Origin of the sequence: Hyphomonas sp. NPDC076881 (genome assembly GCF_050269995.1) — a bacterium.
In the GTDB taxonomy this organism is placed as follows: domain Bacteria; phylum Pseudomonadota; class Alphaproteobacteria; order Caulobacterales; family Hyphomonadaceae; genus Hyphomonas.
The window spans coordinates 120,200-132,029 of sequence record NZ_JBNNJJ010000004.1; the positions used below are offsets into that span (position 1 = coordinate 120,200).

The window sequence follows — 11,830 nt, forward strand, 5'->3', positions numbered from 1 at the left end:
GTTAATTGCCGCCGGGGATCAGCCGCTGAAGGAAGCTGCGGCGGGTGGTCTCGTCCACAGTGTCGGGGTTCAGCCCTTCATTGGTCAGCAGCTGGTAGCTCATCTTGTACCAGTCGCTGCCCGGATAGTTGTGGCCGAGCGTGGCGCCGGCGGCGAGCGCCTGATCGCGCAGGCCCAGGGTGAGATAGGCTTCCACCAGGCGATGAAGCGCTTCTTCGGAGTGAGACGTGGTTTGATACTCCGTCACCACGCGGCGGAAGCGATTGACGGCGGCCAGCGTCTGATTGGAGCGCAGATACCAGCGGCCGATGGTCATTTCCTTGCCGGCGAGCTGGTCGTTGACCATGTCGAGCTTGACGCGGGCGTCGCGGGCATACTCGCTGTCGGGATAGCGGCGGATGACCTCCAGAAAGGCGTTGCGGGCGTTTTCGGTGGTCGCCTGGTCGCGGCCGACATCGGTGATCTGGTCGAAATGGTTCAGCGCGATCAGATAATAGGCGTATTCAGCCTCCGAGCCGCCGGGGTGGAGCGAGAGATAACGCTGCGCGCCGGAGATGGAGGTGGTGTAATCGCGGGCGCGATAGGACGCATAGGCCGACATCACCATCGCGCGGCGGGCCCATTCCGAATAGGGGTGCTGGCGCTCGACCTCCTCGAAGAACAGCTTGGCGCGGGTGTAATCGCGCCGGTCCAGCCGGTCGGTGCCCTGATTGTAGAGCTGCTCCACGGGGCGCTCGACATAGGCCAGCTCAGGATTGCGGCGGCTCGACGCGCAGGCTGTCACCATCAGGGCGCTGGCAAGAAGCACGAGGGGAAGGGGTGTCAGTTTCGACATGCGGTGCGGCCTCGCGCTCTCAGAACTTTTCGTCAGCTTGATTAGCGCGGATTGTGTGGGGTTTCCAAGGCCGTTTGTCATCTCAGTGCGCGCGGCGGGGGGCGCTGCCCTTGCCGGAAGGGTGTTGCGGACTAGCTTGCGGCGTATAAGGGTACTTCTTTACGCGCCGGAACCCGATTTTCGGGTGGGTCATCCGCTAGCTTTGGCGCAGTCAGGTAGCTCCATGAGACCGATCAAACTGAGCGATGCAAACCAGGTGGACCGTCAGGTGGGCGAGCGAATGCGCCGGCGGCGGATACTGCTTGGGCTGACGCAGGATCAGGTGGCCGATGCGCTGGGCATTTCATATCAGCAGATCCAGAAATATGAGACCGGCGCCAACCGCATCAGCGCCGGGCGGCTGGCCCAGATTGCCGAAGTGCTGGAAGTTTTGCCGGGCTGGTTCTTTGGCGCTGCCGAGGCCGCAGATGAGCCGGGCAACTCTTCCCGCGCAGTGATCGAGCTGGTGCGCAATTTTTCCCGGATCGAGGACGACCGCGTGCGCAGCCATCTGATGGCGCTGATGCGGGCTTTGTCCGGCGGGGGGGACGTTGAGGGGGACAGCGAGGTTGCGCCGGCCCGGCCAGCCACCAATGGCGGGATCAGCGGCCAGGCCTGAGGCGCGGGCGCCAGATCGGCGGGAGCTCAGACGGCAGCGCGCACGTCTTCGGCCGCTTCAGCGCGCGAACCGGCTTCTTCCCAGCACCAGGCTGTCGGGTTGGCGAGCAGGGCGCGCACCAGCTTGTTATTGATGCCATGGCCGGGCTGGACGGCATCATAGGCGCCGGCAATCGGGGCGCCGGCGAGCATCAGATCGCCCACCGCATCGAGCATCTTGTGGCGGATGAACTCATCCTCCACGCGCAGGCCTTCCGGGTTCATGATGCCGTTATCGTCGATCACCACGGCGTTTTCGAGTGAGCCGCCCCGGGCAAGACCCATGGCGCGGAGCATATCGACATCGCGGGCGAAACCGAAGGTGCGGGCAAAGGCGAGATCGCGGGCGAAGCTGCCGGGCAGGAGGCGCAGGGCCATCTGCTGCACGCCGATGGTGGGATCGGTGTATTCGATGCGGGCGCGCATGGTGAGGCTGTCATCGGCGACCGGGGAGAGGGAGGCGCGCTTGGGGCCATCGGCCACTTCGACGCGCTCCAGCACGCGGATGCGGCGGCGCAGGGCGCCCTGGGCCTTGAGGCCGGCCAGCATCATCAGCTCGTAGAAGACCGAGGAGGAGCCGTCCATGATCGGCACTTCCTGGGCGTCGATCTCGACGATCAGATTGTCGATGCCGAGACCGGCGATAGCAGCCAGCAGGTGTTCGACGACGGCGACGGAAACGCCGTGTTCATTGCTGATCGTGGTGCCGAGCTGGGTATCGGTGACGGTTTCGGCATGGGCGGGCACGGTGGCGGTGGCCTTGGGAACATCGGTGCGGAGGAAGACGATGCCCGTGCCGGCGGGAGCAGGTTTCAGGGTCAACCGGGCCCGCACGCCGCTGTGCACGCCGACACCGGCGCAGCTGACGGCCTTTGCGAGGGTATGTTGCATATCGACCATGGAACCAAGAACCTGACTGGCGGCTGCACTTGTCGCAGCCTTCGAAATCCATTTGGCAAGGGTGGGGGCCAGCATCAAAACACGGGATATTGCGTGTTGTTACAAAATGGGGCGTTTTTTGATCTTAGTGCGCTGAAAACAAAGGGACATTTCTGTTACAAAAGCTGTCTCCGAAGGGACACACAAGGACAGTTTCAGACAGATCCGGGACAAATACGGACACGCCCGGACGAGGTCCGGGCGCGCGCTGGCCAAATTGGAGACGGAGATCAGTTGTTGGCCGACCGGCGCAGGAAGGCCGGGATTTCGAGATCGGCATCGTCAAACGGTGCCGGTTTGGGATGGTCGTCCGGCGAGGTGACGATCTGGCTGGGCACAGCCGGAACATCGGACGTGTCGTTCTGGCCCTGGGGCGTGGGGCGGCGCCAGCCGAAGAGGTTGGCAAAGCCCGCCGAAGGGGCTTCGCGGGCCGGCTTGTCGGCAGCGGGCACGTCCTTGCGGCTGGAGAAGACCGACGGCATCGGCGCGGCGGGCTCCTCTTCCTCATCGGCGGTGTCGTCGATGATCACGGCGCGCGCGGCCGGCTGAGGGCGGGTGATGACGACCGGGCGGTCATCGTCTTCCGGGGCGCTGGCGGGGGTGTCTTCTGCGGTGGCAGCTTCAGCCACCGTTTCGAGCATGTCTTCGACGTCCGGCTCGGCCATCAGGGGCTCAGGCTCGGGCAGGACGGGGGCGTCTTCGACGGGGGCTGCGATGGGCTGGCGCACGCTGGCGGTGGCCGGCTGGGCGGCGGGCAGGCGCCGGGCGGCCTCATCCAGGCCGGCAGCCACCACGGAGACGCGGATTGTGCCCTCAAGCCCGGTATCGAAGGCCGAGCCGATGATGATGTTGGCTTCCGGGTCTACCTCGCGGCGGATCTCGTTGGCAGCCTCGTCCAGTTCGAACAGGGTCATGTCATAGCCGCCGGTGATGTTGATCAGCACGCCCTTGGCGCCGCGGATCGTGACATCATCCAGCAGGGGATTGTCGATGGCGCGGCGGGCCGCTTCCAGCGCGCGGCCTTCGCCGCTGGCTTCACCCATGCCCATCAGCGCCGTGCCCATGCCGCGCATGATGGCGCCGACGTCTGCAAAGTCGAGATTGATGAGGCCGGGCATGACGATGAGATCGGTGATGCCGCGCACGCCGTTATAGAGCACATCATCGGCCATGCGGAACGCATCGGCAAAGGTGGTGCGGTCATTGGCGACGCGGAAGAGGTTCTGGTTGGGCACCACGATCATCGTGTCGACATGGCTGCGGATGCGGGCAAGGCCGTCCTCGGCCAGCTTCATCCGGTGGGTGCCTTCAAAGCCGAAGGGCTTGGTGACGACGGCGATGGTGAGGATGCCGAGTTCCTGGGCCGCGCGCGCGATGACCGGGGCGGCGCCCGTGCCGGTGCCCCCGCCCATGCCTGCGGCGATGAACACCATATGGGCGCCTTCCAGATGGAGGCGGATTTCATCAAGGGATTCTTCAGCCGCGCGGGCGCCGATTTCGGGGCGCGCTCCGGCGCCGAGACCGCCGGTGGTCTCCAGGCCAAGCTGGAGCTGCAATTCGGCGCGCGAGCGGGCCAGCGCCTGCGCGTCGGTATTGGCGACGACGAACTCCACGCCCTGAAGGTTGGCTTCGATCATGTTGTTGACGGCATTGCCGCCGGCACCGCCCACGCCAAAGACAACGATTCTGGGTTTGAGTTCCTGGGTCATCGCGTACCTACTCTCACAATCCGCGTCCTGCCGGGCCGTATTCAACCTGCACCATCCTGTGGCGGGGCTAAAAAACGCTTAAGTGAGTGTGGAGGGGAGAAGAAAAATTCCGGGGAAGTTCCTCAGAAGTTATCCTTCAGCCAGCGCAGCGCAGCATTCACCCAAGTGCCCGATCCGGCAGCATCCTCTGTTGATGCCACGCCAGCCCGCGCAGCATCTGCATACCCCAACTCCGGATAGAGTATCAGGCCGGACGCGGTGGAGAAAGCCGGTGTTGCCAGTGTTTCGCCCAGAAATTCGGAAATCACCGGTTTGCCGAGGCGCACCGGCGCGCGCAGGTAACGGCTGGCGACTTCACGGATGCCGGGAAGCTGGCTGGCGCCGCCCGTGAGGACGACGCGGTGGGGGAGAACCTTGCGGACATCGCTGGTCTCCAGGATCTGGGCGACGAGTTCGAAGGTTTCCTCGATGCGCGGGGCAATGATGCGGGCGATCTCGCCGCGCTCGGTGCGGGTGGCGTGCAGGCGGCCATCATCGCCAAGGCGGGCGGCCTCGACCCGTTCGGCAAGGCCGGGGCCTTCCAGGTCTGCCGTGCCGAAGACGGTCTTGATGCGCTCGGCGGCGGCAAAGGTGGTGCCAAGACCCTGGGCGAGATCTGCGGTGACATGCTGGCCGCCGACGGGCACGAGGCCGAGCCAGGCGGGCGCGCCGTTGAGGAACACGGAGACAGCCGTGATGCCGGCGCCCATGTCGATGCAGATGGTGCCGTTTTCCAGCTCGTCCTCGATCAGCGTGCCAAGGCCCGACGCGATGGGGGAGGGGACAAGCTTGGTGACGCCAAGATGGGCGCGGCCAACGCATTCGACGAGATTGCGCACCATGGATTTGGGCGCGGTGATCACCGCCATGCGGACATGCAGCGTGCCGGCGATCATGCCGACGGGCTGGCGCACGCGGCCGGCGGCGCGGTCAATCGTGTAGACGACCGGCCAGGCGGCCAGAATGTCTGAATTCTTCTGAGGCACGCGGGCCATGGCCTGGGTGTGCAGGCGGCGCACATCGCGGGCCGTGACGGCGCGCCCGCCCGGCTCGATCTGGGCTTCGACGAGGCAGGAGGTGACCTGCGGGCCGCTGACGCCGAGGATGACTTCGCTGATCGGTTCGCCCGCCTCACGCTCGGCATCTTCCACGGCAACCCGGATGGTGCGCTCAAGGCCTTCCATGTCGGTGATGCCGGTGCCGTTGAAGCCGCGTGTCTGCTGGCGCCCGCCGCCAAGGACATGGATGCGGCGCGGGCCCGAGCCATCCGGGCGGCCGATCAGGCAGGTGGTTTTCGAGCAGCCGATATCGAGGGCGGCGACGGTGCCGGCGCGCTGGCCTTGCAGGCGGGCGAGACGTTTGGCCGACAGGTTTGCCATCAGGTGCGTTCACCGGCGGGGGTGAGGGGGTGGGCGAGCTGGGCTTCCTTGGTGGCGCGCAGATAGACCCGGTTGCGCGAGCGCAGATCGATCATTTCCAGCGGGCGCTGGGTGAGGGCGGTGCGCACCTGCAGCTTGGCGAGACGGTCAAGCGCGGGCTCAAGCGCTTCGTCTTCGGGCAGGCGAACCGTCACGCCACTGACGAAACGCATGTCCCAGCGGCGTTCGCCGACGCGGGTGGCGACGGCGACGCGCTCGTTGATGTCCGGCGACGCGGCGAGCGCCCGGGTGAGCTGGGGCGCGGCGGAGGGGGCGCCGAGACCCGCGAGGCGCAGGAGGTGGCCGTGATCTTCGGCCTTTGCATCCGGCAGGATGCGGCCAAGGCCATCGACGACTTTCCAGTCGCGCCCGTCATGCCAGAGGGCGACGGGCTCCGCCGCTTCGGCCAGGATCACCACCTGGCCGGGCCAGAGACGGTGGACACGGACGTTCAGGACTTTCTTGGTGGATTCGACGCGGCGGCGGATGACATACGGGTCGGCGCGGAACATGTTTTCGCCCGGCTCGATCATCGCGGCGGCGCGCACTTCATCGGCGAGCGCCGGATTGAGCTCCAGGCCGATCACCGACACCGAGCGTACATCGACCCCGGCAAGGCGGGCTGTGTCGTCCATGAAGCCGCCAAAGCGCGAGCCGATCTGCGACATCGATCCGCCCATCCAGGCGGCGGTGGCGACGAGGATGGCGATCAGCATCACGATGCCGAAGATCACCGAGGAGACGCGGACTTCCTCGCCGGTGGTTTCGTCGATGATCGTGGCGGGGGCACGGCGGCGCCCGCCGGGGACGGTCTGGTTGCGCTCTATCTTTGGCATGAAGCGTCCTCGATCATCCAGGCGACAAGCTCCTCGAAAGACATACCCACATGCGCGGCCTGCTCGGGAACGAGCGAGGTCGGCGTCATGCCGGGCTGGGTGTTTGTCTCGAGGATCACGAGCCGGTCCTTCTGTTCATCATAGCGGAAGTCTGATCGCGTTGCTCCGCGGCAGCCCAGGGCCTTGTGCGCCGTAAGCGCGGCGTCCATCGCCGCCTTCGTCACATGGGCCGGCAGGTCTGCCGGGATCACATGTCTTGATCCGCCAGCCGCGTATTTTGCATCAAAATCGTAATAGTCCCTTAAGGTCGTGATTTCAGTGACAGCGAGGGGCTTGTCTCCCAGCACGGCGACGGTGAGTTCGCGGCCAGGAATGTATTCTTCGGCCATCAGATAATCGCCATAGCGCCAGTTCGGGCCGGTAAGTTCCTGAGGCGGGCCGTTGGCGCCTTCGCGCACGATCAGCACGCCGAAGCTGGAGCCTTCATTCACCGGCTTGATCACGTAAGGCGGGGGCAGGGCGTGAGCGGCGGCGGCCTCGGCGCGGGTGACGCGCTTGTCGGCGGCGACATCGAGACCGGCCGAGCGGTAAACGGCTTTCGATTTCAGCTTGTCCATGGCCAGGGCCGAGGCGAGCACGCCGGAATGGGAGTAGGGGATGCCCATCACCTCCAGCACGCCCTGGACGCAGCCATCTTCGCCCCAGGGGCCGTGCAGGCCATTGAGGACCACATCGGGCTTGGCTTCGGCGAGTTGGGTGGCGAGGTCGCGGGTGACGTCGATCTCGGTGACGCCGTAGCCGGCCTTGCGGGCGGCAGCGGCCATCTGCTGGCCGGAGGACAAGGACACAGGCCGTTCCGAAGACCAGCCGCCATAGATCACTGCTACCCGTTTCATGGGAAATTCCTTCTGCCGCTTACTGCCGCGCTCTTGCCCAGTTGATGGCCTGACACGGTGAACAGCGACTTAAGACGCGGGGCGCGGCAGCTGTCAGGCGGGGGCGGGGCCGTTTTGCGGCGGATTACCGAAATATCATGTTTGGGCGGGCAGAGCGCGGCGACGGCCGTTTCGCCTGAAAAACCGGGCGTTCCGCCGCTTTGATGGCCAGAGCCCGGCCCAAGTCTCGCGAGTGATTATTATTTGCGTGCCCAAAAAGATGTTGACTACATATGTAGTCTCATGAGACCACACCTCAATCTTATTGAAGATCGAGAAATCGATACCGAAAAACGGAAATGATATTTGAGCGGCGCTGTCAAGCAGGCCTGCTCGAAGAGTGTGGGAGGAAATGCCGATGCCGTTGAAGCCGCTGCTGATGGGAAGCCTTGCCGTGATGGCGCTGATGGGGCCTGCGGGCGCCGAGACGGCGGCGCCGGTGATGCCGGACGCCAGCCCCGCCGCGAGCGGAACGGACCGTTCCGCCTATGTGCCGGCAGACTTTGCCCAGTATGGCCCGGTGACGGCGCTGGACATGGTGCGCCGCATTCCGGGCTTTGCCATCCAGAGCGATGACAGCGGCAATCGCGGCTTTGGCCAGGCGCGCGGCAATGTGCTGATCAACGGGCAGCGGGTTTCGGCCAAGTCCAACGGGGCGGAAGCCGAGCTTGGCCGGGTCGCGGCGGCGCGGGTGGTGCGCATCGAAGTGCTGGACGGGACGCAGACCGACATTCCCGGCCTGACCGGCAAGGTGGTCAATGTGATCACCGATGGCGAAGGCACGATGGACGGCACCTGGCGCTACAAGATCCGCCTGCGGGAAAACCTGCCGCCCTCGCTCAACGAAGGCACGCTGACGCTGGCGGGCAGCCAGGGGGCGCTGAGCTGGAGCCTGGAGGCGGCCAGCGCGCCGCAGCGGGGCGCCGATGCCGGCTGGCGCCTCATTCAGGACGGGCAGGGCAACCTTCTGGAACAGCGCCGGGAGGATTTCACCCGCGTGGGGGATGATGTTTCCGTGGCCGGGTCGCTCTCCTGGAAACCGGCCAGCGGGGCGATTGCCAATCTCAACGCCAGGGCCGGCGTGTGGGAAGTGGACCGCAAGCAGATTTCCAAGACCTATCCGCTGGGCGGGGTGGAGGGGCGGCGCCTTTTCCAGGGCGCGGAGGATGAGTGGAACGCCGAAATCGGCGGGGATTATGAATTCGGCCTGGGGCCGGGGCGGCTGAAATTCATCAGCCTTGTGCGCCATGAGCACAGCCCGTTTGTTGACCGGTTCCTGATGGGCGGGCTCGACGGATCTGGTCAGTATGCGTCCAATTTCGAGCAGACCGTGGACGAGGGCGAATACATCCTGCGCAGCGAATATGCCCTGCAGACGGGGAAGGGGCGCGACTGGCAGATTTCGGCCGAGGGCGCGTTCAACTTCCTGGAGGCGGAAACCGCACTGGAGGAAGCCACTGGCGGCGGGCCACTGCTGCCGGTGCCGCTGCACCTGGCCAACAGCCGCGTGGAGGAACGCCGGGGCGAGGTGATCCTCACCCATGGGCGCCAGCTTTCGCCCAAACTCAACCTGCAGCTTTCCAGCGGCTTGGAATATTCCGAGCTCGAACAGACTGGCGACGCGGAAAACAAGCGCAGCTTTACCCGGCCCAAGGGCTTTGCCACGCTTTCCTGGCAGCAGAGCGACACGCTGAAACTCGTCGGCAAGGTGGAGCGGCGCGTGGGCCAGCTTGACTTTTACGACTTCATTTCCTCGGTGGACCTGGACCTTGGCAATGGCCAGTCCGGCAATGAGGAAATCGTGCCCAGCCAGTCCTGGCGCTATTCGGTGGAGGCGCAGAAGACTTTCGGCGAATGGGGCGCCTCGACCGTGCGCTTCCTCTATGTGGACCTGGAAGACGTGGTGGACCAGGTGCCGATCGGGCAGGGCGCGGGGCCCGGCAATATCGACAGCGCCAAGGCCTGGGCGGTGGAAACCGAATCGACGCTGAAGCTCGCCAAGCTCGGTTTCGCCGGCGCGGAGATTACCGCCACGGGCCGCTATTATGATACGGAGGCAGACGATCCGGTGACCGGCATTCGCCGGTCGATCAATGGCCACCTGATCTGGGACTATAATATCGAGCTGCGCCAGGATGTTCCGAAGACGGATATTGCCTGGGGCGTGATCCTGGAGGGCTTCAAGCAGGAGCCGTTCTACCAGCTTTCCGACACGCAGCTGTCAGGCAATGAGCCGCCTTTCCTGATGGCCTATCTGGAACACAAGGACATCGCCGGCATGACCGGCACCGTGGCCATCGGCAACCTCACCAACCAGAAGGACACCTATTGGCGCCGCGTCTATGACGGCGACCGCAACGGGGCGCTGGTGCGCACGGAGGAATATTCCCGGGCGTTCGGGCCGATTTTTACGGTGGAGTTGAAGGGGAAGTTTTGAGGGGGTATTCGAAGAAAGCACCGAGTCCTCTCACGTCAATAGTTCTCCAAACAGAGACTCCAAAATGCTTTGTATTTCATTCCGTCTTCCGTCTGCGACGGAATTCAGCATCTTTATGATGATCTCGTCATCTAAGTGCACAATGAAGGCGCCTTGGTTAGTGGCGGCGTCTTTCAGCCTAGCCTTTAAGCCTATCGGATCGTCGACTTTTCTGGATACAATTATTCCGAAGCTACCAATTCTAGGAGAAAACCGCCCGATCATTTGATCGATCTCGGGGTTCTTTACGTCTGTGTGATAGTTTTTGCACTCAACCGGGATTTGTATTGCCTGGGTTTGCTTTGCCATCAATATGCGGGCAAAAAATGATCCAAATCCGGAGTTATCATAGCGAATGTCAATTCGCTTTCTTCCATCGTTTATCTCCGCCTCTTTGCGTGGATTGGTCAAATCAGGATGTAGCAGGAACGTCAGTATACCTACCATGAAGTTGTGATAGGCGGAGGCGTCTTTTTTTCCTGCAGGAATATTTTTCAGGGTCTCGATGGCGGCGGTAGCAAAGCTTGACTCAAAGAAACCCTCGTCCATATCGCCAGTTGTCAATGGGCCAACCTGTGATGCCATCTTTTTGTACTTCTGCAGAAGTTCATGGTGCTTCTGCGCCATTTCAAAGATGAGCTCTTTTGAGAATGGGTGCGTTTGCTTAATGTCTTTGACCAACACGCGCCTGTCACCGTTTTTTAGTACGTGTACCAAGGAAGAATTGGCAGACAAGTGTTCTGATCTGAGGAAGTCGATGATAATCTTATCATAAAAGTATTGTGCGACCAAAGACAGGTCATGGCGTACAAAATGCTTTGGAACCAGAAGAACCGGCTTTCCTTTTACGATAGGGAGTAAAAGTTTTTCAGATTTCCAGCCTAAATGTTTTCGTGACCATAATGGCGCGACAGCGTTCCGCTCTTCTAATTTTGTGATGCCGTGCAGTTCGCATTGTCTTTGAGTGTACTCCGCCAGTTCTCTGCGGATCAAATTAGTAACGAGGTCAGAGATTTTATCGCGCGCGATCCCATCGATGAACAGTGTGGTATTTGAGAGATCACTAAGCAGACCAGTTTGTGCTGCCTTGCTTTTCAACAACGATGCAACAATTTGAGCAGACTGTTTCGCGCCGATGCCACGCCCGGGACCACCTTTCGATACACCCAAATAGGTGTCCAATGGCTAGTGGAGATTGCTCATCAAGAACCCAACACGCAGGCGATCAGATTTCCGAATAGCGTTCAATACTTCTTGAAAGAACTCGCGCAATATTTCGTTACAAGTCTCGGCGAGCGGCTCCGTTGCAAGCTCGATTGCGTACGGATCAATGTAAAGCTCAGTGTCCTCGTCGACATCGACGTCTACAAAGTCCAGTTCGGCCTGTTTCTTCTTCAGTTTGAAATACTTAGAAAATTTCATGGTCTCCCACCACTTTTTGGTTTCTCGCTTAGGTGGGGGCGACTTCTCTGCTTTCAAGGCTACAGTTTTGATTTCAAGGCATTCTCTGTTGTGTTTTTGAAGCAGCGCGATAACCACCGTTTGCGCTTGGGATGGCGGGTTACGCCTTGGGCTAACCCGCCCTACGGGGTTCGCTTGTGGTGAGCGCGTTTGGGCATTGAGGGCCAGATGTCTTTCAGACACCTGGCCTTCTCGGGGAAATCGCGGGGCGATTTCATTTCCCTCGAAGCCCCCTCCGTCCGCTTCGCGTCCACCTCCCCCGTGAACGGGGGAGGAGAAGGGGCGTAGGCCGCCTTTATCTGGAACCCCTCTCCCTTGGGAGAGGGGCAGGGGTGAGGGGGGGCTGGGTCATCCGTCTGGAGGAGCGGTTTGGGGAAGCGTTGCGCGCCCTCACCCCCAACCCGTTGCTCGGGAAATCGCGGTGCGATTTCTTTTCCTCGCAACCCCGCAGGAGAGGGGGCTTTTAACAAGCGTAGGGCTCTCGGT

General features: G+C 62.6%; 10 protein-coding genes. 2 read left to right on the plus strand and 8 right to left on the minus strand.

Features of this window, described 5'->3' with window-relative positions:
- Position 1 precedes the first annotated feature (1 nt).
- Entirely contained in the window at positions 2 to 835 is an 834-nt protein-coding gene (locus ACQKI2_RS05935; protein WP_427378777.1) for an outer membrane protein assembly factor BamD, read from the minus strand.
- Between the two features lie 223 nt (positions 836 to 1,058).
- Here ACQKI2_RS05935 and ACQKI2_RS05940 point away from each other — a divergent pair, with 223 nt between their 5' ends.
- Positions 1,059 to 1,493 carry a helix-turn-helix domain-containing protein gene (locus ACQKI2_RS05940; protein WP_427378778.1) on the plus strand — a complete coding sequence of 145 codons (435 nt, stop codon included), beginning with the start codon at positions 1,059 to 1,061 and terminating at the stop codon, positions 1,491 to 1,493.
- Positions 1,494 to 1,519: 26 nt separating this feature from the next.
- Here ACQKI2_RS05940 and lpxC read toward each other — a convergent pair whose 3' ends face one another.
- The 5 genes from lpxC to ACQKI2_RS05965 form a co-directional block, all read right to left on the minus strand.
- Positions 1,520 to 2,431, minus strand: coding sequence for a UDP-3-O-acyl-N-acetylglucosamine deacetylase (gene lpxC, locus ACQKI2_RS05945; RefSeq protein WP_427378779.1), 912 nt, complete (start codon positions 2,429 to 2,431; stop codon positions 1,520 to 1,522).
- A 269-nt stretch (positions 2,432 to 2,700) separates the two neighbouring features.
- A complete protein-coding gene (gene ftsZ / locus ACQKI2_RS05950) occupies positions 2,701 to 4,179 on the minus strand; it encodes a cell division protein FtsZ (RefSeq protein WP_427378781.1) in 1,479 nt (492 codons plus the stop codon).
- Between the two features lie 122 nt (positions 4,180 to 4,301).
- Positions 4,302 to 5,597, minus strand: a complete 1,296-nt coding sequence (gene ftsA, locus ACQKI2_RS05955) for a cell division protein FtsA (protein WP_427378782.1) — start codon at positions 5,595 to 5,597, stop codon at positions 4,302 to 4,304.
- Positions 5,597 to 6,472 carry a cell division protein FtsQ/DivIB gene (locus tag ACQKI2_RS05960; protein WP_427378783.1) on the minus strand — a complete coding sequence of 292 codons (876 nt, stop codon included), beginning with the start codon at positions 6,470 to 6,472 and terminating at the stop codon, positions 5,597 to 5,599. Before ACQKI2_RS05960 ends, ftsA begins: the two co-directional genes overlap by 1 nt.
- Positions 6,460 to 7,368: a D-alanine--D-alanine ligase gene (locus ACQKI2_RS05965; RefSeq protein ID WP_427378784.1), complete on the minus strand. Its 909-nt coding sequence runs from the start codon at positions 7,366 to 7,368 to the stop codon at positions 6,460 to 6,462. Before ACQKI2_RS05965 ends, ACQKI2_RS05960 begins: the two co-directional genes overlap by 13 nt.
- Positions 7,369 to 7,765: 397 nt before the next feature.
- Here ACQKI2_RS05965 and ACQKI2_RS05970 point away from each other — a divergent pair, with 397 nt between their 5' ends.
- Positions 7,766 to 9,844 carry a TonB-dependent receptor plug domain-containing protein gene (locus ACQKI2_RS05970; protein WP_427378785.1) on the plus strand — a complete coding sequence of 693 codons (2,079 nt, stop codon included), beginning with the start codon at positions 7,766 to 7,768 and terminating at the stop codon, positions 9,842 to 9,844.
- Positions 9,845 to 9,874: 30 nt separating this feature from the next.
- On the opposite strand, the gene ACQKI2_RS05975 is transcribed toward ACQKI2_RS05970, so the two are convergent.
- Both ACQKI2_RS05975 and ACQKI2_RS05980 read right to left on the minus strand, forming a co-directional pair.
- Positions 9,875 to 11,053: a hypothetical protein gene (locus tag ACQKI2_RS05975; RefSeq protein ID WP_427378786.1), complete on the minus strand. Its 1,179-nt coding sequence runs from the start codon at positions 11,051 to 11,053 to the stop codon at positions 9,875 to 9,877.
- Positions 11,054 to 11,068: 15 nt separating this feature from the next.
- Positions 11,069 to 11,527 (minus strand): hypothetical protein, encoded by a 459-nt coding sequence (locus ACQKI2_RS05980; protein ID WP_427378787.1) that lies wholly within the window; start codon positions 11,525 to 11,527, stop codon positions 11,069 to 11,071.
- Between the last annotated feature and the right edge of the window lie 303 nt (positions 11,528 to 11,830).